The 20,972-nt window shown below is 49.8% G+C and carries 18 protein-coding genes, 1 other RNA gene and 2 pseudogenes; 16 read left to right on the forward strand and 5 right to left on the reverse strand.

The window, feature by feature from the left end:
• Positions 1 to 26 precede the first annotated feature (26 nt).
• The 8 genes from recO (at position 27) to rnpB (ending at position 8,180) form a co-directional block, all read left to right on the forward strand.
• The gene (recO, locus tag NZD89_RS10655) at positions 27 to 806 is read left to right on the forward strand and encodes a DNA repair protein RecO (RefSeq protein ID WP_268007706.1); all 780 of its coding nucleotides are present in this window, start codon (positions 27 to 29) and stop codon (positions 804 to 806) included.
• Entirely contained in the window at positions 803 to 1,630 is an 828-nt protein-coding gene (locus tag NZD89_RS10660; RefSeq protein WP_268007707.1) for a pyruvate, water dikinase regulatory protein, read from the forward strand. The genes recO and NZD89_RS10660 overlap by 4 nt, the downstream gene beginning before the upstream one ends.
• Before the next feature lie 403 nt (positions 1,631 to 2,033).
• Positions 2,034 to 3,851 carry a DNA primase gene (gene dnaG, locus NZD89_RS10665; RefSeq protein ID WP_268007708.1) on the forward strand — a complete coding sequence of 606 codons (1,818 nt, stop codon included), beginning with the start codon at positions 2,034 to 2,036 and terminating at the stop codon, positions 3,849 to 3,851.
• A gap of 16 nt (positions 3,852 to 3,867) precedes the next feature.
• Positions 3,868 to 4,986 carry an RNA polymerase sigma factor RpoD gene (rpoD, locus tag NZD89_RS10670; protein ID WP_268007709.1) on the forward strand — a complete coding sequence of 373 codons (1,119 nt, stop codon included), beginning with the start codon at positions 3,868 to 3,870 and terminating at the stop codon, positions 4,984 to 4,986.
• 153 nt (positions 4,987 to 5,139) lie between these two features.
• Positions 5,140 to 5,766, forward strand: a complete 627-nt coding sequence (locus NZD89_RS10675; protein WP_268007710.1) for a YdcF family protein — start codon at positions 5,140 to 5,142, stop codon at positions 5,764 to 5,766.
• A gap of 13 nt (positions 5,767 to 5,779) precedes the next feature.
• The gene (locus NZD89_RS10680; RefSeq protein ID WP_268007711.1) at positions 5,780 to 6,526 is read left to right on the forward strand and encodes a tRNA (adenine(22)-N(1))-methyltransferase; all 747 of its coding nucleotides are present in this window, start codon (positions 5,780 to 5,782) and stop codon (positions 6,524 to 6,526) included.
• A complete protein-coding gene (locus NZD89_RS10685) occupies positions 6,523 to 7,653 on the forward strand; it encodes a Nif3-like dinuclear metal center hexameric protein (protein ID WP_268007712.1) in 1,131 nt (376 codons plus the stop codon). The genes NZD89_RS10680 and NZD89_RS10685 overlap by 4 nt, the downstream gene beginning before the upstream one ends.
• 99 nt (positions 7,654 to 7,752) lie before the next feature.
• An RNA gene (gene rnpB / locus NZD89_RS10690) (RNase P RNA component class A) lies at positions 7,753 to 8,180 on the forward strand.
• Positions 8,181 to 8,515: 335 nt separating this feature from the next.
• On the opposite strand, the gene NZD89_RS10695 is transcribed toward rnpB, so the two are convergent.
• Complete coding sequence (locus NZD89_RS10695) at positions 8,516 to 8,659, reverse strand: hypothetical protein (RefSeq protein ID WP_268007713.1); 144 nt, start codon at positions 8,657 to 8,659, stop codon at positions 8,516 to 8,518.
• 686 nt (positions 8,660 to 9,345) lie between these two features.
• On the opposite strand from NZD89_RS10695, the gene NZD89_RS10700 reads away from it, so the two are divergent.
• Entirely contained in the window at positions 9,346 to 9,744 is a 399-nt protein-coding gene (locus NZD89_RS10700; RefSeq protein ID WP_268007714.1) for a hypothetical protein, read from the forward strand.
• Between the two features lie 89 nt (positions 9,745 to 9,833).
• On the opposite strand, the gene NZD89_RS10705 is transcribed toward NZD89_RS10700, so the two are convergent.
• Positions 9,834 to 11,318, reverse strand: a complete 1,485-nt coding sequence (locus NZD89_RS10705; RefSeq protein WP_268007715.1) for an IS5 family transposase — start codon at positions 11,316 to 11,318, stop codon at positions 9,834 to 9,836.
• 978 nt (positions 11,319 to 12,296) lie between these two features.
• On the opposite strand from NZD89_RS10705, the gene NZD89_RS10710 reads away from it, so the two are divergent.
• On the forward strand, positions 12,297 to 12,851 hold the full coding sequence (locus NZD89_RS10710) for a hypothetical protein (RefSeq protein WP_268007716.1): 555 nt from the start codon (positions 12,297 to 12,299) through the stop codon (positions 12,849 to 12,851).
• A gap of 93 nt (positions 12,852 to 12,944) precedes the next feature.
• Here NZD89_RS10710 and NZD89_RS10715 read toward each other — a convergent pair.
• A pseudogene (locus tag NZD89_RS10715) lies at positions 12,945 to 13,100 on the reverse strand (tyrosine-type recombinase/integrase); the annotation flags it as partial.
• Between NZD89_RS10715 and NZD89_RS29565 the strand changes: the two are divergent.
• From NZD89_RS29565 to NZD89_RS10725, 3 genes and pseudogenes are all read left to right on the forward strand, one after another.
• Positions 13,088 to 13,366: an amidase family protein gene (locus NZD89_RS29565; RefSeq protein WP_369125243.1), complete on the forward strand. Its 279-nt coding sequence runs from the start codon at positions 13,088 to 13,090 to the stop codon at positions 13,364 to 13,366. The pseudogene NZD89_RS10715 and the gene NZD89_RS29565 overlap by 13 nt on opposite strands.
• 51 nt (positions 13,367 to 13,417) lie before the next feature.
• Positions 13,418 to 14,008, forward strand: a complete 591-nt coding sequence (locus NZD89_RS10720; RefSeq protein WP_268007717.1) for an amidase family protein — start codon at positions 13,418 to 13,420, stop codon at positions 14,006 to 14,008.
• Between the two features lie 131 nt (positions 14,009 to 14,139).
• Positions 14,140 to 15,665 (forward strand): annotated as a pseudogene (locus NZD89_RS10725) (IS5 family transposase).
• Positions 15,666 to 16,066: 401 nt separating this feature from the next.
• Here the strand turns inward: NZD89_RS10725 and NZD89_RS10730 are convergent.
• The gene (locus tag NZD89_RS10730) at positions 16,067 to 16,720 is read right to left on the reverse strand and encodes a thymidine kinase (RefSeq protein ID WP_268007718.1); all 654 of its coding nucleotides are present in this window, start codon (positions 16,718 to 16,720) and stop codon (positions 16,067 to 16,069) included.
• Positions 16,721 to 17,229: 509 nt separating this feature from the next.
• Between NZD89_RS10730 and NZD89_RS10735 the strand changes: the two genes are divergently transcribed.
• On the forward strand, positions 17,230 to 17,946 hold the full coding sequence (locus tag NZD89_RS10735) for a hypothetical protein (protein ID WP_268007719.1): 717 nt from the start codon (positions 17,230 to 17,232) through the stop codon (positions 17,944 to 17,946).
• A gap of 340 nt (positions 17,947 to 18,286) precedes the next feature.
• On the opposite strand, the gene NZD89_RS10740 is transcribed toward NZD89_RS10735, so the two are convergent.
• Positions 18,287 to 18,988, reverse strand: coding sequence for a glycosyltransferase family 2 protein (locus tag NZD89_RS10740; protein WP_268007720.1), 702 nt, complete (start codon positions 18,986 to 18,988; stop codon positions 18,287 to 18,289).
• Positions 18,989 to 19,292: 304 nt separating this feature from the next.
• On the opposite strand from NZD89_RS10740, the gene NZD89_RS10745 reads away from it, so the two are divergent.
• Together NZD89_RS10745 and NZD89_RS10750 are read left to right on the forward strand one after the other, a co-directional pair.
• Positions 19,293 to 20,009, forward strand: a complete 717-nt coding sequence (locus NZD89_RS10745; RefSeq protein ID WP_268007721.1) for a glycosyltransferase family 2 protein — start codon at positions 19,293 to 19,295, stop codon at positions 20,007 to 20,009.
• Positions 20,010 to 20,271: 262 nt separating this feature from the next.
• A complete protein-coding gene (locus NZD89_RS10750; RefSeq protein WP_268007722.1) occupies positions 20,272 to 20,970 on the forward strand; it encodes a glycosyltransferase family 2 protein in 699 nt (232 codons plus the stop codon).
• Positions 20,971 to 20,972: the final 2 nt, after the last annotated feature.

A 20,972-nucleotide genomic window follows, 5' to 3' on the forward strand; every position in this document is an offset into this window, starting at 1 on the left:
CTTGTCTATCGCTTGGGAGTGGGAGTGTGCAATACAACACCGAGGCTATCGTCATCAAAACGGTCCGGTACGGGGAGACGCACGCCATCTTGACACTTTTAACGCCCACTGGGCGGGTGTCTGCAATGGCGAGAAGTGCCATGAAGCCAACCAGCCGACTGGCGGCAGGCGTTCGTCTGTGCGCACAAGGCACCTACTTCATTTATCAGGGAAGCGGTATGGGGAATATTCAACAGGTGGAGATGGTGGCCAGTCGTCGTCGACTGCATGAGGATCTACAGTCGGCGGCCTATGCCGCCTATTTTTGCGATCTCGTGCTCTCCGTCGCACCGGATCGCCCGCATGGCCAGCCCGCCATGTATCGTCAGTTTGCAGCCGTCCTCGACGCCTTGGTGGAACGGCCGAAGGACGCCGATGTGCTCGCCCGCGTATTTGAGACGAAGATGTGTCATTGGCTTGGCGTGAGTCCAAGTTGGCGAGAATGTATCCGTTGCGGCGAGCCGTTGACGGAAAAGTACAGGTATCACCTAGTGGAGGGCGGTTTCGTCTGTCAGAAGTGCTATACGGTGGAGGACACGAATCAATCGTATGCGGTGCCGGCTGCGCTTGGCAAGATTCTCTATTTGTTTGAGAGGACGCCAATCGAGCAACTTGGGGACGTAAAGATTTCTGCGGCCTCACACAAAGCGTTGAAGCAAACGCTATACTATCAACTAGTGGATTTCGGAGGACTGTATCTGAAGTCGCGGGACATTCTCAATCAGTTAGTCGATGCGTTTGACCGAAAGGATGGCGAGAACGGATGAGACAAATTCCGGTCATTTATGTCGTTTCTGATTCGATAGGTGAGACAGCGGAATCTGTGGTGAGGGCGGCTGCTAGTCAATTCGACGGCGGACATGTGATCTTGCGCCGCGTCTCCTACGTCAAAGATGTACACACCATCGAAGAGACGGTCGACGCGGCCGCGATGGAGGACGCATGTATCGCGTTTACCATCATCGTGCCGGAGTTGAAAGCACAACTCATTCGCCGGGCGCGGGCGGTTGGCGTTCGCTACGTCGACATCATGGGACCGATGATGGAAGTGCTTCAAGACGTCGTCGGCGAGCGGCCCCGGCTACTAGCTGGGTTGGTGCATCAACTGGACGAAGATTATTTTCGACGCGTCGAAGCCATCGAATTTGCCGTCAAATACGACGACGGCAAGGACGCTCGTGGCTTGTTAGAAGCGGACGTGATTCTCGTCGGGGTGTCCCGCACATCGAAAACACCTCTCAGCATGTACCTGGCGCACAAAGCCATCAAGGTGGCAAACGTGCCGCTGGTACCTGAGGCCCAACCACCAAAACAGCTCAACTACGAGGAGGTCCGCGCGAAAATCGTGGGACTGACCATCCGCCCCGACAAGCTCAATCTCATCCGCCAGGAGCGGTTGCGCGCGCTGGGGCTCCAAGACGAGGCGAGATACGCGAGTTCAACAAGAATTGTAGAAGAATTGGAATACGCGAGACGTGTCATGGATACACTTCGATGTCCGGTTGTGGATGTGAGTGATCGAGCTGTGGAAGAGACGGCGGGCATCATCCTCGACATTGTCACAAGGAGCGAAACGCAGCGACATCAGTAGTCTCTGCGATGGACTCGATCGGTAGACTCTTAGATCTACTTGACGTTTTGTAAGTTACCTACGAGGTGGTAAAATCATAGACAGGAGTGCCACGAGGAAATGGTCCACGCAACGAATGCACACATATGTGCGTTTGTCAAACCATACACTGGATTGCAGGATAAAACAGAGGATAATTTTAACTTGATGCGTCGATACTAATGCGTAGCTTGATGTGCGTGGACAAATTGTGACGTCGATTGCCCATGAACCGTGTCGCGATGTCGACGTGTGACAAAGTTCCTCGACTCAAATTTTGTGCAGAAGGAGGAAAGTATCTTTCTTCGTAGAATATCAGTGTATAAGTTGAATGGCAAGTCGATTCGACCTACGAGGAACTGCGCACCGAAGAGGTGAGATGCCGGTGAGCAAGGTACCTGAGTGGTTTATTCAGGAACTGCGCCAAAAGGTCGATATCGTGGAAGTCGTGTCTGAATATGTTCAGTTGCGTCGGAGTGGCCGTTCGTATTCCGGATTGTGCCCATTTCACAATGAACGCACGCCATCGTTTTCGGTGTCCTCAGACCGTGGTATGTACCATTGTTTTGGCTGTGGTGCAGGTGGGACAGTGATCAATTTTGTGATGGATATCGAGGGGGTCTCCTTTCCGGAAGCGGTTATCGCGCTCGCGGAACGGGCGGGCATGGCCATTCCCGAAGGACTCGGTACGGGTACAACGCAACCCAATACGAAGCAACAGCGACATCGAGAAGCACATGACCTTGCGGCACAGTTGTATGGGTATATTTTAATGAATATGTCTGCGGGTGTGCAAGCCCTTTCTTACTTAGAAAAGCGGGGAATCACTCGTAAAACCATCGTGGAGTTTCGGCTGGGATTCGCTCCGAATAGCCAGGATGTTGTTGTGTCTGCACTTCGTAGACGCGGTTTCCAGGACGACGAACTGGTGTCCAGTGGCCTGGCAGTCGAAATGGGAAGTCGAATTGTAGATCGGTTTCGAGGTCGCATCATGATTCCCATTTGCGATAAGAAGGGAGAAGTCGTGGGATTTGGTGGCCGTACGATGTTGCCGGACGGCAAACCCAAATACCTGAATTCACCCGAGAACGAAGTCTTCCACAAGAGTAAACTCCTGTATAACTTTCACGTGGCGAGAAAGGCGATTCGGCAACAGCGAACCGCGATTTTGCTCGAAGGTTACATGGACGTCATCTCGTTGGCACAGGTGGGTATCTCCTCCGGTGTGGCGTCGCTTGGGACGTCTCTGACCGAGGAGCAAGCGAGTATGCTGAAGGCCGATTGCGACCGGGTGATCATCGCCTACGACGGAGATTCGGCAGGGCGGAAGGCTGCGGTGCGGGCTATCGATCTTCTGCAGGGGGCCGGGATTGAACCAGTGGTGCTTTCGATTCCAGACGGACTCGATCCCGACGAGTACGTTCGTTCCAACGGTGGCGAAGCGTTTACGCGCCTACTTGCACGGCGCACGTTGTCGGTTGTTCAGTACCTGCTGGATGAGCTCCGGCAGAAAGCAAACTTGGTCAGCCCGGTCGGACGAACTGATTTTGTCCGAGCGGCCCTGCAATTGTTGGCAGAGCGAGCAACGCCAGTAGAACAAGAGTACGAGTTGCGAAATTTGTCACAGGAATTTAACTTGTCCGTCGAAACTTTGAAGGAAGAGCTTCGGACATTCTCGAAACAACATAAGAGGCATCGCGAACAATCAGTTCAACGCGCTGCACGAACCGCCGTGGCTCAACCTTTGGAGCGGGCAGTGTCGCGAGCAAGTATAGGACTATTAAAAGCTGTTCTCCTCGATGAAATGGCTGCGATGTACGTTATGGAGAAGGGGCTAACTGAACTCGCGGAACCGTTACAAACGGCATTGTTGGCTCAGTTATACGCATGGCGCTTAGCCAATCCGACGAGCAATCCGTCCTCATTCGTGGACGAATTGGACGATGAGCCACTGGTGCAATTGGCTTCTTCCTTGTTCTTTGGGGAAACGCCAGAGTTCTCCAAAGATCTGTTGGATGACTATGTGCGCACGGTGGAACGCCACCACCTTGAGGCGGAATACCGCGCGTTGCTTCACCAATGGATAGAGGTGGAAGCGTCGGGTGACGGGAAACGTGCTAGAGAGATAAAGTTGCAGGTGGAACAAATTCAGGGCCAGATTGCAACATTGAAGCTACCCCGAGAACAAAACGCAGAGGGGTAAAGGAGGCGGGGATGTAATGACCAAAGCAAAGGACGAAGTACGCGAAGAAGAACGCGGACTGACACTGCAGCAGGCAAGACAACAACTCGTGGAGCTTGGGAAGAAGCAAGGCTCCCTGACCTATGAGGAGATTACAGACCGCCTGGCCCCGTTCGACCAAGACACGGACCAGTTGGACGACTTCTTTGAACACCTTGGAGAACAAGGAATTGACGTCGTCAATGAACGCGACGAAGAAAACCGTTCGCAAGGCGAGAGCAGCGACGATGAATACGATTTAAATGACCTATCGATGCCGCCAGGTGTCAAAATCAGTGACCCGGTGCGCATGTACCTAAAGGAAATCGGACGCGTACCCCTCCTGTCTGCCCAAGATGAAATCGAGTTGGCCAAGCGCATTGAAGCGGGCGACGAGGAAGCGAAGCGCCGCCTGGCCGAAGCCAACCTGCGCCTCGTCGTCAGCATCGCGAAGCGCTATGTCGGCCGCGGCATGTTGTTCTTGGATCTCATTCAGGAAGGAAACTTGGGTCTCATTAAGGCCGTCGAGAAGTTCGATTACCGCAAGGGATATAAATTCAGTACGTATGCAACCTGGTGGATTCGGCAGGCCATCACGCGCGCCATCGCAGATCAGGCGCGCACGATTCGGATTCCGGTGCACATGGTCGAGACCATCAACAAGCTGATTCGCGTAAGCCGTCAGCTTCTGCAGGAACTTGGTCGCGAACCGACCGCCGAGGAAATCGCGGAAGAGATGGACTTGACGGCGGACAAGGTGCGGGAAATTCAGAAAATCGCCCAGGAGCCGGTCTCTCTTGAAACGCCAATCGGCGAGGAAGACGACTCGCACCTCGGGGATTTCATTCCGGACGACGAGGCACCTGCACCAGCCGATGCAGCGGCGTACGAGCTCTTAAAAGAGCAACTCGAAGACGTCCTCGACACCCTCACGGAACGCGAGGAAAACGTATTGCGCCTGCGCTTTGGATTGGACGATGGGCGCACGCGCACGTTGGAGGAAGTCGGCAAGGTGTTCGGAGTCACACGGGAACGCATCCGACAAATCGAGGCGAAGGCGCTGCGGAAGTTGCGCCATCCAAGCAGGAGCAAACGCCTGAAGGATTTCCTCGAATAAGTGGCTTTGTTCTAAGGAAACACCGATACCTGAGTGAACAGCGGACAGCCTGCGTGTGAACGTAGGCTGTTTTTGCGCCCGCCTTGAAGTCAGTGGACAAGTGCGTCTATTTCGGATCATACCCACGTATTGTAGGATGTACCGACCGGTTTTATGAGGTTGGGAGTTGAAAGCGGGGGGTTCGGGGTGATCCTCAGTCTGCTGATGTTGGCGGCGGTCGCAGCCATTGCATTCATAGGAACGTCCGTATTTGTGCACAGGTTTGCGCTTCACTTACGTCAAAGTGGTCGAAGGGAGCGCCCGTCGGTCAGTCAGACGGGAATCGTCCTAGGAGCCTACACGGACGGCTTTCGTCCGAGTCTTCCCTTGCGTTCGAGATTGCGTGCGGCGCTGCACCTGTACCGATGCGGAATCATCCAAACCTTCATCGTGAGCGGTGGACAGGGTGAGGATGAGACCGTATCTGAGGCGAGATCGATGAAGCGATTTCTCATCATCAACGGTGTTCCTCCAGAAGTGATCTTTGAGGACCGATGGTCAAAAGACACTTGGGAAAACCTAAAGAATAGCAAACAACTCATGCAGCGGCTGCGGTTTACGACTGCGGTCATCGTGACAAGTGACTACCACTTGCCTCGAGCGCTGGCGGTAGCTCGGATGCTCGACATGAACGTCACTGGATTTGCGGCTCATTCGACACACGGAGAGTTTCACGCCGCGATACGTGAGGTTTTTGCACACATCCAATATACGCTGCAAGGTCGACAGTCCCTATTTTGAGAAGAGGTTAGTTATGCAGTTGATGACGTTGTCAAAGCGGCTACAGACGATTGTTGATGATATACCAAAAGCTGAAGTGTTGGCTGACATCGGGACGGATCACGCATTTATTCCCATCCACGCCATTCAGGTGAACCGGGTGGAGCGGGCCATCGCTACCGATTTAAGATCCGGCCCGCTGCAAAAAGCCCGCGAGAACGTGGCGAAGTATGGGCTTTGTGACGTGATCGACCTGCGGTTGGGCGACGGCCTCGACGCGCTCCAGCCCGGCGAAGCAGACGTCATCGTGTCAGCCGGCATTGGCGGGCACGTCCACACAGCTATGTTGCGAGCAGGCCTCGATGTCGCAAAAGCGGCAAAGCGCATCATCTTTCAGCCGATGAACGCGGGGCACCTGTTGCGGCAGAGCCTCGACGAACTCTGTTTTCACCTTGTGGAAGAACGACTCGTTCTGGAAGACGACAGAGTGTACGAAATCCTGGTGGCGGAGCCGGCCGACAGGACTGACCCGCTCTACGACGACATTCGCCACGACGCTCGCTCGTTGGCGCAGGCCTACACGTATGGACCACTTTTGATGCGGGAGAAGAGCGCACTGTACAGGTTGCGCATTGAACGAGAAATCGAAAAGCTTCGGTCGGTCTTGCACAGCGTTGAACAGAGCGACAACGACGCCGCAAGGGAACGGGCCGCTGCGCTTTTGACCGACATTCAAAATCTCACGATTCTGGTGGATGAAGGGAGAGGTGAGGCACGATGAGTCGCACAGTTACGGTGGGGGACGTCATCCGTCTGCTGGACGCCATCGCGCCGCCGAAATGGGCGCTTGCAAACGATAAAATCGGCCTTCAGGTCGGAAACGTGGACAAGCCGGTGTCTCGCGTCTGGGTCGCGCTTGAAGCGTCGCCGGAGGTCATAGAAGAGGCTATCGCCCAGGGCGTCCATCTGATCATCACGCACCACGCCCTCCTCTTTCACCCAATCTCCGTCCTCGATACCCGCAAACGCCGGAGTTGCGCCATTCAACGGCTACTCTCCGCCGATATCGCCGTCTATTCGGCGCATACGAATTTGGACGTGGCACCGGGCGGCGTCAACGACGTTATCGCCGAGCGCATTGGCTTGCAAGACACTGAGATCCTTGACGTCACCTATCGCGAAGCGCTCCACAAACTCGCCGTGTACGTGCCGACCACTCACCTGGAAGCCGTTCGCCACGCCATCGGAGAGGCGGGCGCCGGTGCGATTGGGGACTATAGCCACTGCACGTTTTCCACGACGGGCGTCGGTACGTTCCTGCCTGGCGACAGTACGACGCCGTTCATCGGGTCGCACGGCGTTCTCGAACGGGTGGAGGAAGCCCGATTGGAGACCATCGTGCCAGAATCTCGCCTGTCCCACGTGCTTGCCGCCATGCTTGACGCACATCCCTACGAGGAAGTGGCGTACGACGTATATCGTGTAGAGCAGCCTGGACAGGCATATGGCATCGGACGCATCGGCAATTTGCCGCAGGGTATGTCTCTGTCTGTATTTGCAGAACATATCCGGGACACCTTTGGCATGAGACACATCCGATACGCCGGCGACGGCGATTTGTTGGTCGAGCGGGTGGCCGTATTAGGTGGTTCGGGGAGCAGATGGGCAGCGCAGAGCCTCGCGAAAGGCGCGCAGGTGTTGGTAACGGCCGATGTCGGCCACCACGAGGCTGGCGACGCATGGCAAGACGGCCTCGCCATCGTCGACGCGACACACGCGGCGCTGGAGCAGCCCGTGTGTACTGTGTTGGCGGATCGACTGCGGGAGATGCTGCATTCCGCCGTCGGTGACTGCGGTGTAGACATCGCTGCGGCACCTGTCGATGTCGATCCGTTCCACTGGACCTAAGCCCAATCCTCACCATTGTCGTAAAATGTCGGTATACCGTCGTTTTCCATTGTCACTGTAACGCATATCGCGTATAATAAACGTTGCTGTTACGACGAAGAAGTAAGCTGGGCAATCGCCGGTGCAGTGCCGAAAGGCCGCACGGGAGGAAAGTCCGAGCTCCATAGGGCAGGGTGCCGGATAACGTCCGGCGAGAGCGATCTTAGGGAAAGTGCCACAGAAATGTAGACCGCCGATGGTCCGTGCTTGCACGGACACAGGTAAGGATGCAACGGTGCGGTAAGAGCGCACCAGCAGCTCGGAGACGAGCTGGCTAGGTAAACCCCACTCGGAGCAAGACCGGATAGGAGTGCATATGTGGTTGCCCGCCACGCACTCGGGTTGGTCGCTTGAGTCGGCTGGCAACAGTCGACCTAGATAGATGATTGCTACTCCAAAGTGCGAGGTACTCTGTGGGCATCACGTGTCCATTCGATACCGCTTGAAGCACAGGAGCACAGAACTCGGCTTACAGGCTTGCTTCTTCGGCAAGTACATACCCTTATTTGAACCGCGTTGTCGCTGGGCGCTGAACCCAGTGGGGGCGCGGTTTTAGTGTTGTGGCGGTGAGGTATACCGTGTGGGGGTATCTTGATGTGTACTCGTTGGTCATAGAGATATATTATGTACGTTTTCAACAGACTACGACACGTATATCGAGTAATGGCCAATGAATAGTATGTCCTCGACATTGAACTCGCTGGAGAAGTGTGGTTCATATAGAAGGTTTGCGACTAAAAAAGAGCCCGCCCGAAATGAGCTGACTCTTGGCTGTGTACTCTAGAGTTCGGCTATTCCACAGATTTTTACCACCACATAGCACTTAAACCGATTGCAGTAAGTCCAACAACTGATGCCAGAGCCACGGCTGTTCTACCGTATCCACCATACCCATACCCGCCATAGTAAACGTTGGTAATATCGTTTGAATCATTTCCGACACCGTGAACGGTTTGTGGAGTCTCATTTCCATCTCCAGATATCGTTCCGTAGAGGGGAGTCTGTAAAAACAGGTAGGTACTGTTGCAGTCGAACAGTCGTCCGTGAATGGTGCCGCTTCTTGTATGGCAGACAACCCATTTACCCATGCAACGTCTTACATGTCCGTAATGAACCAAATATGTCACCCCCCAGCATACTTAATTCATCGTATGAAATGACATTCAATCGTGGGGCGGCTAAGGTATGTCACACCACGCACTGATCATGCTGTTTGTCAAAAAAGTACGCCCCGAAAAGGAACGTCCGATGCGTTATCTGTTCAGCTGTAAAGCCGCTCCAGGGAGCGTCGTTTACAACACTTGAATCGGCACCTTTGGTCCCTGTTTGCTTCGGTATCGGAGCGGCGGCAATACGGGCGAACTTGGTACAAGGATTGAGTACCTGGACGTGTGAGGGTTAAGGAAGCGGATGTACAAGGGTGGCGTGTGTTTATCGGTCGTTACTACGTGGGGGCGTAAGGTATACATCGATTTGGATCAATACGCACACTGCAAAGGTAGGCGTTACCGAATCAGTAATACAAAACTGATCGAACTGATGTTGGGCCAGATCATGGCTACTAAGACGGCTGAAGAGGTACCGATATTTATTCTCGACTTGAAAGAAGGCGCGTCGTTCTCATACTGTGCACGATGTCCTCAAGCATGAGGCATGTACAGCGACATCGAACAGTCGATTGTGGTTTTGGAACAAATTGTGGATGAGATGAAGCAACGTATGATTGCGATTGGCAAGGCACGGTCACAGTTCAAACCCATACCCAAATACCCGCGGATACTCGTGTTTGTAGACGAGGGCGGCGAGATATTCAGCCTCGCAGAGTTGTTGGGTGCAGACGTCAAAAAGCGTGTCACATCGTTGTTGTCGTCGATAGCACGGTTGGGACGTGAACGCTGTAGCCTTTTGTATTTACCTAACGTCCAGACAAAGGCACGATACGATCCAGGTACGTGGCCAAATGGACGCGACGATGGCTATGTGTTTCCTGCTGGACATGGCAGGCCGTTTGTACGGCGATTCACTGCAACGAGAAGCGGAAGCGTGGTCTAACGTACAAGTCGATAATTAACTGCTCGTGGTAACAGTTAAACATTAGATATATCAATGCTAAATGAGCTAAATAGGGCCTGCTGAACGATTTAATACACAGGCCCCATGATGCAAAAATCAACCTCAAAGAGTTCTCCAAACAAGAGCCAGAAAAGAAGCCGCAGCCTCTTTTCGAGGTTCATGACCAACAGTTGCAGGGCGATCACAGTCTCGCTCGTCTGACGAAGCCGTGCTCGAATCAAGCCAAGCCCATAGTTTCGCTTGGCTTCGCCAAATTTCCCTTCCACCGCGTTACGCTCACCCACGTCCTCGCGCTCTTGTTGCTTTTCTCCTGGCTCCACATGCTTTGGCGGACGACCAAGTTTCGGCCCGCTCAACCGGATTCCGTGTTCCTTGCAGTACCTGAGGTTCTCTCGCGTTCGATAGATTTTGTCCGCCAGAACGGCTTCCGGATAGCAACCGAAGCGCTCAACATACCGCTCTACGGATTCAATCAGGGTCGTTCCCTCATTGAAGCTATCCCAGCTTGTCTTCTCCATCATGGCGTATCCGTCCACAACACTGATGGCGACCTTTGAACCGAACTCCACATTCGCTTTTGCTTTTCCACGTACAATGGGTCGAACGTCTGGCTGTGCGATGCTGACGATTCTGTCGTCAACCCGGTGGCTTCGCGTGCGATACATCTCTCGTTGTTGGCGATGCAACTCGCCAATAACCAAGAGATCGCGGTATTGTTTCCGCGAGAGGGTAGTAAGCGGTGTATGTTCTGCCAGTTGTTCAATGAATCTCAAGTCCCTTGCCACATAGCGCAACTGTCGCCCAATAGCCTTACGAATCTCTGACCGGCTTGGCTTTCGGTTCTTTGCCGTTCGCAAGTAGTCACGACGCGCTTGGCGCCGCCGGTCTCTAGGTTTCTTCATGTAGCCGACATGTGACGCATGGAGTGTGTCGATGATGTCCTCCAACTTCTCACGCGCTGTGTTCAACAGTGTCAGGTCTGTCGGATACGCAATATCTGCAGGCGCGCAGGTTGCATCCAGAATAAGCTTCCCTTGATGCGCGCGTGGTTCTTGAGATTCTGCTTGTGGACGACCGTTTGCATCTTCCCCGGAGGAGGTTGGAGGATTGTCTTTGGGACCGTTGTCGTCTCCATCCTCTTCTTCCTCACGTGCTGCCTGCACAATCCACTCATTCACTTGGTTAATAGCATCAGGGCCAAGCCGCTTACGAAAGTATGTCAGCAGAGAAGGATCAAAAGGCGGTTCTTCCTGATATGCCTCAAGACCGAGGAAGTACTGCAGGTACGGGTTTTCCGTGATGTGTTGAACCAAGTGGCGGTCTGAAAAGCCTTCACGTTCCTGAATGATGAGCGCACCAAGCGCCATTCTAACGGACATTGCGCGCCCGCCTCGAAGGTCCTTGCTAAAGTGTTTGCTGTATTCTTGTTCCACGCGTCGCCACGGGATGAGATAGGAGAGCTCAACCCAACGATTATCTTCTCTGAGTCGACCACCGAACGGTAGAAAGAAGTCGCCGGGGAGTATCTGTTGATCTTGATGATTCGCGTACATTGTCCGTCCTCCAAGTGCACGGTTTTTCGCACGTTCCGCTCAAAATCCATACACTTGTATTCGACAAAACACACCCGAAACCCTTGCTACTACTGGGATTTCAATTCATTCAGCAGGCCCTAAATATAGGACTTGGTGTTTAACGAAGCATTTGGGGTGACCAGAACGTACAATTTTGCATCTTAGAAATCGGCCTAATGGGTATGCATGTTCCCAACTATGTAAACCAACAGTTGCAAAGTGTGAGTACTCATGCGGAGCCGGTGACACAATACAAGCTATCAAAATGGCTGTATCAATGCGGGAATACCCGACATACCGAATTATTCCGTAAGGACCGACAATATCAACCACTCCACTCAGTGTCTTTATACCATGTATGAACCCACCGACTTTGCACACAATAATTCGCGTAGGGAGGCTGATGTGTAATGGAGATGACCTACTAGGGATTCACAATACCGCAGCAGACTTACGGAGAGAGGCCACTTTTTCGGTGGTCTCTTCTCATTTATCCCTCGTCACGAAGCTTCTAACCCATTATCGGTAAAACAATGTTTAAGGTCATTAGTACGGCAACGTACAGGACTAGTGCGACTATGTAGTCCCACCATTGCGCATGGTTAGCCAACAACGTTGACCGTCTATGTGAAGGGAAGACTCCACCACAGTATTCGATTTCCACGAAATCCAAGAACTCAGTTCGTAATCTTTTCCACCCTTATGCCGTGTACGGCAAGTTACATACGCGTCTCGTTCGTTATTCGGCGACTTTTTTATTATGTGCATAACAACAAGCGGCCATTTCCAAATGGTCAACTTCACCATATCTAACAAATTGGCACCTCGTTTTTAATATCAGCCATGTTCACCTCCATTTGGGGGTGGATTACCTTTTCTTTCGGAGTTATATTTAGCAAGCCGATATACATATGTAAAATTTTATGAAACAGGTATATTGATGGGATGGGTGACGAAATGAAACGCGTAATTGCAATATCGACGGCTGCATTGGGGTGTATTGTACTGGTTGGTTGTGGATCACAGCCTTCACCGAAAGATGTCGCACAGAGTTTTGTGAGTAATGTACAAAATGGAGACTGGACCAAGATACCTCCACTCGAACAGAATCCTAATAGCGGTACGTCGCAGCCTACTGGGGTTGCCGCTGATATCCTCAAAAAAGATAAATTTCAGGTTGGCGACGAATCAGTTAATGGTAATAGTGCCACCGTTGATGTAAAAGTAACATCACCAGACATGTCCCAGATGGTGAGTAGCATGTTAGGTGATGCACTGGCCAATGCTTTCTCCGGTGGAAACAGCACTGATTCAAATGCACAGATGGATCAAGATATGGAGAAGCAACTTAATTCAAGCTCGTTACAGATGGACACTACCGATGTTCAGTTAAACATGGTGAAGACAAGCGACGGATGGAAAGTGGCATCAAACAACACCCAGTTCATGTCCGCAATAGTCGGTGGTTTAGACAAACTAGCCAATGCGTTTAGCAGTAGCAGCAATAACTAAATAGTGAGCCGCATACATCCCCGTCCGTACTGGATGGGGTCTTTTTGTGTTTAAACCGCCCCGATTGAAGAGACGGCCCTTGAGGCTCAAACGTTAGTCATCCAACAACTTCACTTCATCCGCTAATCGCTCACGGCTCGCGTGTGCGTATATTTGAGTCGTGTTTAAATCCTCGTGACCCAGCAATTTCTGTAACGTGCGCAAATCCGCTCCACGTTCTAAAAGCCGCGTAGCAAATGTATATCCCAGGCAAAGTGACTTTGTATAAGTTTGCGGCTGGAGCAACAAATATCAATGTACATTATGGAAATGCTCGGAATCCATGGAATCCAGACTGTATTACTGGAGGCTCAAGTGGTGGAAGTGGCAATGCAGTAGGAGGCGGTACCGCTATAGCATCATTAGGGACCGATACAGCCGGTTCTGTTCGAATCCCTTCAGCGATGTGTGGAATTTATGGGCTCAAAACAACGTATGGAAGAGTCAGTAAACATGGCGTACACACATGGTGTTAGAGTTGGAATCGTCTCCCAGATTACTTCTACAGAAAAGTCCATAACCCTGAAGTGAAAGCTTTGGTAGAAAAGGCTATTCATGATTTAGCCCCTCTGGGTGCGGAAATTTTTGAAATATCAATACCGGAGTTAGTAAACGCTGAGACTGCCGTGCTGGTTGTATCTGGAGCAGAAGGTACGTCCCAGCATCACGAAAATCTACTCAATCCAACGCTTCGACATATGTACCAAGAAGACGTACGTATTCAATTGGAAGCTGGAGAATTGGTATCAGGAGTAGAATATGTAAAGGGTCAGAAGGCAAGAAGATTGCTGCGAGATGGTTTCTACCGTGCCTTTACAAAAGTGGATGTCATTGTTGCACCAACTGTTCCAATACCCGCTCCGCACTTCACTCCAAATCAAACCAAGCTTAACTTCGAGGTTTTGAATGCTTGTACCCCGTTTACTTGCCCAGCTAATTTAACCGGACTACCTTCCTTATCTATTCCTGTAGGTCTTACAATGGAAGGATTGCCCGTTGGCATGCAAATCTTCGGAAAGCCATTCGCCGAAGGGCAATTGCTTGAAGTTGGATATGCCTATGAACAGATTTCCCCAATGAAGGATGTAGTTGCTGGTGATCGGATGTTAACAAGCTAGAGAGATAAGTAGGGGCTGCTGAATGAATCAAAAATCCTGTCGTAGTAAGGGTTTTGAGTGCAATTTGTCGAATCAAAGTGTATGGATTTTGAGCGGAACGAGCGAAAAACCGTGCACTTGGAGGACTGAAATTGTACGCGAGTCATCAGAACCAACAGATACTTCCCGGAGACTTCTTTCTACTGTTTGGTGGAAGACTGAGCGAAAACAATCGCTGGGTCCAGCTTTCGTATCTCATCCCATGGCGGCGTGTGGAACAGGAATACAGCAAGCACTTCAGCAGGGATCCTCGAGGAGGACGCGCGGTGTCCGTTCGGATGGCGCTTGGCACGCTCATCATTCAGGAACGTGAAGGCTTTTCGGACCGTCATTTGGTCCAACACATCACGGAAAACCCGTACCTGCAGTACTTCATTGGTCTTGAGGCATATCAGGAAGAGCCGCCTTTTGATCCTTCCCTTCTGACGTACTTCGCAAACGGCTAGGCCCCGATGTCATTAACCAAGTGAACGAGTGGATTGTACAGGCAGGACTTCAGGAGGAAGAGGATGGAGGCGACGATGAGCACGAGGACGAACCGCCTACATCGTCCGGGGGAGATGCAAATAGCGGCTCGCAAACGAAGTCTCAAGAACCGCAAACCCATCAAGGGAAGCTCATTCTGGATGCGACCTGTGCACCGGCAGATGTTGCATATCTGACGGGCCTGTCGTTGCTAAACACAGCACGTGAGAAGCTGGAGGATATCATCGTCATGCTCCATGCGCCACATAAAGGCGATATGAAGAAGCCCAGAGACCGACGGCGTCAAGTACGCCGTGATTACCTGAGAACGGCGAAGAACCGCAAGCCAAGTCGTTCAGAGATTCGCAAGGCGATCGGGCAACAATTGCGCTATGTGGCACGGGACATGAGATTCATTGAACAACTCGTACCACACACGCCACTTATGGCGCTCTCGCGGCTACAATATCGTGACCTCTTGGTCATTGGTGAGCTTTATCGCCAACAACGGGAGATGCGTCGTTCCCGCAGCCACCGGGAGGACGACAGAATTGTGAGCATCGCGCAACCCAACGTTCGGCCAATCGTGCGTGGCAAAGCAAAGGCGAATGTCGAGTTAGGATCAAAAGTCGCCATCAGCGTCGTCGATGGATACGCCTTGATGGAGAAGACGAGCTGGGACAGCTTCAACGAGGGCACGACACTGGTTGAGTCGGTAGAACGATATGTGGAGCGCTTCGGATGCTATCCGGAAGCGATTCTGGCAGACAAAATCTATCGAACACGGGAAAATATCAGGTATTGCAAGGAACACAGCATCCGGTTGAGTGGCCCGAAACTCGGAAGACCGTCCAAACAGCCGGATCCAGGGCAAAAGAAACTGGAACGGCAGGACATGGGTGAGCGCAACGCGGTGGAAGGAAAATTTGGCGAAGGCAAGCGAATCTATGGGCTTGGCTTGATTCGAGCACGCCTTCGTCAGACGAGCGAGACAGTGATCGCCCTCCAACTGCTGGTCGTGAACCTAGAGAAGAGGCTGCGGCTTCTTTTTGGGCTCATATTAGGAGATCTCTTGGGAATGGATTTCGATATGATTGGGCCGCGTCATAAATCATTCAGCAACCCCTATTTATTCCAAAGGGCAAAAAGGTGACACAGTAACGTATGAGTTTTCGAGCTGATGCTTGTCACTGTGTCTTTTTGAAATGACTCTGTATGAGGTAAGGTCGGGAGCGGCAAACCGCAACCGCAATACACTTTATTCACAAAGCGAGCAATATGCACTGGGAAAACGTCTATGGAGCAGGAATAATCGCATGTGTATTTCACCCTTTGTATCAAGTTTGTTAAAATACAGCAAGCCCTTTAGAGAATAGATTTTTTGAAGCAGAAATGAATTTCCCAATCAAATTTCTGTAGGAACAAATCGAGTTCTCAAGGATCTTCAGACCCCAATCAACATTTTTACCCATACATATATTTTAACAGCTTTACCCGTTCGAATTGTAAGTTTATAAGTTCACTACAATAATGAATTACTGTGTTTCTTTACGACTATTTGCTTACTTCATGACATCTTCGGCATCGAGGTTCGTAGCTCTCGGCAGAGCCAGGATGCAATACTGGATCCGACCAATGAGCAGGTTTACCGCGAATGTACCGTTGTGACACTACAGCGGGATCTCCACATCTGGCACATACGGAGGAAAGAGAAATCCTTTCATCAGCAAGCGCTAAAATATCTCCCATTGGTCCAAATGGCATTCCGCGAAAATCTTTATCCAATCCAGCAACAATAACTTGACAGTGTCTTTCAACAAGCTCATATAGGGTACTTATAATCATGTATTCTCCTGCTGTCTTTTCCATAAAGAACTGAACTTCATCGCAAAACACTATCTCGTGGCCGGATTCACTGACGTATTTAAAGAGATCTGCTGAGGATTGGACTGGAGTCGCAGCCAGGCGTTGGCCTACATGGCTAACTATGTCTGTCTCAGAATATCTTGTATCTAACATGTGCTTGTAAACTCCAATTTTACGAGAATGTACGTGCTTCCCATCCCTGATTGCTGCTTGTTCACGAATTTCTTCAACACGTTTCACTGTCCGAAAATATGCAATTAGCTCCTCGGTCTTTCCAGACATCATGTGACCCGTAATGACTATTAGGTGACCTACTTTTTGCTCAGGAGGAGCCCAACGCATCCCTCTGCACCTCCTTTCCATAACTTTAAGTTAGCCATTGTTCTCACTACATTATGCGTATGGGTAATAAACGTGAAGGTTAAGTTGTAGTATTTTTGTGACGGTGAGTATGGGCTGCATTGAACATTTAGCTATATTCTTTTGTTACTCATGAACTAACGCGTGCTGTTTTCCGCAACTTAAAAAGCAGAAAAACGCGGCGTTTCGATATACCGCGTTTTGCATAACAATACAGGATTGGACGGGTGTCGATGTTGAAAGCCACCTTTAGTCCCATAGCCTCTCGGTATTGGATTTTCACTGATTCCCCAGGGGTTCTGTCCTTGAGGGAATCTTCGTTTGCCCCCATGTTCATGTACCCCACTTGACAATTCAAAATTGGAAATTCATCGCCGCCAGGAGAAGAAACTGTGGTATTTACACCAAATTTTACTTGACTTTTCAGAATGACCCCAACAATCCCCGAGAAGGGCTAACCGCTCTATCTTATCTGAATTGGGGTTACGTTAATGTTGCCAGTGGTCAGGTCTCATGAGCAGTACCAATCGTTCGTTCAGCAACAACTGCATATTCACTATGCAAATGGGTCGCTTCGGTTTGTCTCCAAAGACTGGTCACTTGTTAAGAAATTCTGGATCACCGACCTCTCGGGCACGTTTAACTTACTCCAAGAAAATTTCTCGTGTCGTGGTCCAAAGTCCATTGACCCTGCCGACTTACTGCGTTCGTATCTGCTCATGCTTCAGGTTGGAGAACCATCTGTCACAGAGTGGGTCAATCAATTACGGCGCTGCCCATTGTATGCTATCCTTAGCGGCTTTCAGTACGGGCAAACGCCAGGCGTTGGTACGTTCTACGGCTTCTTCCGACGGTTGTGGTCTTGTGACTCTGCAAATCTTTCACCCAAACACAGACTCAACCGTAAGAAAATCAAAGGTGGCAAAAAGGGTGAAAAGGCACCCACCAAAGCGTACAGCAAAATCGTAAAACTAATGACTCAACTACAGAAGCGTTCCAGCAACAAAGTCCAACCTTTCGACGTTCTACTTAGGTTATTTCAACGTCAATTTCTTGTCGTCTCTGCGAAATCCAGCTTATTAGGTAATACCTGTGCCCTTTCTATTGCTAGCGATGGAATGTCACTTCAGACAGCTACCCAAGTTCGTAGTCGGCCTCGGCGTTGTACCATGCAGGTGCTATCGTATCTACTCCCAACCCGACTGTGACATGGGGTGGGACAGTTATCGAAACAAATATTCTTCGGTTATCACCTCTATACATTTGTTGCTGCCGATAGCCCCTATGACCTACCGCTCTATCCCAGGTTACAGCGAGCTTCCCGCCATGATGCGACATCGTGGGTGGTTAGTGCCCGTGAGTTTGTTGAACGCTTTCGTGATTACACCTGGGACAAGGCAATTTTAGATGCTGCACACGACGCGCTGCCAATTTACGAGTACCTTCATTCGCGAAGTATTAAGCCGTTCATTGATTTGAACTTGCGCACCCTTTACCACACAATCATGGCGTCGCCCGTCGTTTTTTGGAAATACCCCACGGTATTGACTAATCTAGCGGTTCAAATCGACCTAACCAAGGCTGAACATGATGATGCATCTTGCTCTGTACACTATTTTGATGTACACGATGTTCATCAGTTATAAAGTTTATAGGATGAAAATCCCAGTATTCTGCCAATCGGCTAAAGAAAATTGCATCAGCATATCCCCAATATGACGGATTATCATCCCAATGTGTTACAACCTCAAAACAACTGCGACGGTGCATAATAGAATTGTGATCTACTCTGTTAAATGGTGAACGAGTAATTCCAATTAAAGGGCGAATGGATTGCGACATAATCCCGTATTGATTTATTATGACAACTCGCTGCGACCCATACACAACAGAAATATCGGGTCTGTTCCTAAAAACATCAACCATTCTTTCGAATCGTTCCGGATAGTAGATATCGTCATCAGTGAGATAGGAAACCAATTCACCTGTAAGGTGTGGAATCGCCAAATTAATACACGAAGCATATCGGGTTGTTTTCAATCGGTCTTCTTGCAATACACCGGACTGTATCACTGTACACCTCGGTTCACGCGAGGCAATATTGTTTAACACTTCTTTCGTTTCTTCATTTGAATTATCGTCTACTATAAAAAGCTCCCAGTCAGAGTAGGTCTGTCTTTGAACGCTAGCAACAGATTCACGAATCTGCCTAGAACGATTATAACTAGTTAAGATTACACTAACCTTCAAAAGCGATTCCTCCTATTACTGTGATCTTGATGACTCTTCCCTTCAACACATGACCAAATGGTCTGATATCCCTAACGACGTATTTTATGCTAGATGTTCGGAAACGACCGTGACAGCTGACCTTTTGACAGTACCAAAAATAAATTCCCCGATACTCGTGCAGCAGTATCAAGAAATTCCGCTGTTGCCAAGGTCAGTCCTCAAACAATACTCATAAACCAAATAAGTGATGCCACTTCAACTTCAAACGAATAGTCGGCCATTTTATGGATGCATGTAGGGTTTTAAAGGAGGGGGACATGAAATGGAGACAGTTAGTGTCGTAATTCCAGTCCATAATCATGAACAATTCATCGGGGAAACGATTGAAAGTGTGCTAAACCAGTCACATCCTCATATTCAAATCATCGTAGTAGATGATGGGTCTACGGATGGTACACGCAATATACTTGAAACGTACAAAGAAAAAATTACAGTCATTCGACAAATGAATGCCGGTGTGGTGGCTGCAAGAAATTCCGGGATTCAACAAGCTACTGGAGACTATGTATGTATCTTGGACTGTGATGACATATTCCTTCCAAAAAAAGTCGAGTTTCAACTCTCTGTTTTTCGGAACAGACCTGGTGTAGGACTTGTACATACCGGTGCAACGGTAGTACAAAGAGGCGTTACGGGGTGGGAAGTTTGGTATCATTACATCCCAAACGATTACAATTCCAGGGAAGAATACATGGAGGCTTTGATAAGATCAAATATTATTGTTTGTTCAACTGTCATGGTAAAACGTGAATTGTTTTCTCAAGTAGGGTTATTCGATGACAACTATCGTTACAATGGGGAAGATTATGATATGTGGTTACGACTGCTTACTTGTTGTAACTTTGGTTGCATTCCTCAAGTACTGCTGCATTACCGCTGGCATGGTGCCAACATGAGTAGATTTATGGACCAATCCATGATTCGTAGCATTCAAATAGAAGGTGCTAAACGGTTTGGTCGTGATTTTAACCATGGCTAGCGCATTTCACTAATTATACTCCTCCATGACTAGAAGCTACGGTGGTCAACAAAGTTTTCCCAACTGGTAGAGTAGGTTTGATTTCAAAATCAATGGCTGGAAAATTTTTATATGTTGGATATTTCCCCGTGTCATCGCTAAATCTTTCTGCGTAAAAATGAAGATGTTCGTATGAGCATGAGATATATGAGCGTAAAGAAGCTTTCATGGGGCTCATGTCTGTACAAATTTACGGACTGCATGAAAAAAGGAGGGATGAGCGATGTACAGTTCTGACAAGATAATTTCAATTAGAACGTCAGATATTTATACACACGCATATGAAAAAACAGCTCCCCTGATCACGGTCTGTATTGCGACATATAATCGAGCTAATTTACTATTAACGCGGAGCTTACGGTCTGTTATAAACCAAACATACACGAATCTTCAAATCATAGTAATTGGTGATGGCTGTACAGACAACACGGAGGACATTGTAAGGTCATTTGACGACCCAAGAATTCACTTTGAGAATCTCCCGCAACATGGGATGTACCCAACGGATCCGTATCAGCGATGGCAAGTTGCGGGCACAATCCCTTTGAATCGAGCACTGGAGTTGGCTACGGGAGATTTCGTCACCCATTTAGACGATGATGACGAATTTGTACCTCACCGAATCGAGAGATTAGTGGAATACGCGATATCCACCAAAGCTGACTTCATATTTCATCCCTTTTATTGGGAATGCTCTCCGAGTCAATGGACCATCAATGACGCACGGTCGCTAGAACACTCAAATGTAACCACTTCATCAGTTTTTTATCATCACTGGTTTAAGTATGTACCTTGGGATCTCAACGCTTACTTAATTGGTGAACCCGGAGATTGGAACCGATTTAAAAAGGTCAAAGAGTTAGGTGCGAAAACGGTGAGATGCCCTGATGTACTTACTCTAAAATTCAATTTTTCGAGGTGAAA

The organism is Alicyclobacillus fastidiosus (genome assembly GCF_026651875.1).
Classification (GTDB): domain Bacteria; phylum Bacillota; class Bacilli; order Alicyclobacillales; family Alicyclobacillaceae; genus Alicyclobacillus; species Alicyclobacillus fastidiosus.

Coding starts and splice junctions, on each gene's coding strand:
- NZD89_RS10660 (WP_268007707.1), top strand. CDS start 803: ATGAGACAAATTCCGGTCATTTATGTCGTTTCTGATTCGATAGGTGAG.
- rpoD (WP_268007709.1), top strand. CDS start 3,868: ATGACCAAAGCAAAGGACGAAGTACGCGAAGAAGAACGCGGACTGACA.
- NZD89_RS10675 (WP_268007710.1), top strand. CDS start 5,140: ATGAGGTTGGGAGTTGAAAGCGGGGGGTTCGGGGTGATCCTCAGTCTG.
- NZD89_RS10680 (WP_268007711.1), top strand. CDS start 5,780: ATGCAGTTGATGACGTTGTCAAAGCGGCTACAGACGATTGTTGATGAT.
- NZD89_RS10685 (WP_268007712.1), top strand. CDS start 6,523: ATGAGTCGCACAGTTACGGTGGGGGACGTCATCCGTCTGCTGGACGCC.
- NZD89_RS10695 (WP_268007713.1), bottom strand. CDS start 8,659: ATGAGACTCCACAAACCGTTCACGGTGTCGGAAATGATTCAAACGATA.
- NZD89_RS10700 (WP_268007714.1), top strand. CDS start 9,346: ATGTACAGCGACATCGAACAGTCGATTGTGGTTTTGGAACAAATTGTG.
- NZD89_RS10705 (WP_268007715.1), bottom strand. CDS start 11,318: ATGTACGCGAATCATCAAGATCAACAGATACTCCCCGGCGACTTCTTT.
- NZD89_RS10710 (WP_268007716.1), top strand. CDS start 12,297: ATGAAACGCGTAATTGCAATATCGACGGCTGCATTGGGGTGTATTGTA.
- NZD89_RS29565 (WP_369125243.1), top strand. CDS start 13,088: ATGTATATCCCAGGCAAAGTGACTTTGTATAAGTTTGCGGCTGGAGCA.
- NZD89_RS10730 (WP_268007718.1), bottom strand. CDS start 16,720: ATGCGTTGGGCTCCTCCTGAGCAAAAAGTAGGTCACCTAATAGTCATT.
- NZD89_RS10735 (WP_268007719.1), top strand. CDS start 17,230: ATGTTGCCAGTGGTCAGGTCTCATGAGCAGTACCAATCGTTCGTTCAG.
- NZD89_RS10745 (WP_268007721.1), top strand. CDS start 19,293: ATGGAGACAGTTAGTGTCGTAATTCCAGTCCATAATCATGAACAATTC.
- NZD89_RS10750 (WP_268007722.1), top strand. CDS start 20,272: ATGTACAGTTCTGACAAGATAATTTCAATTAGAACGTCAGATATTTAT.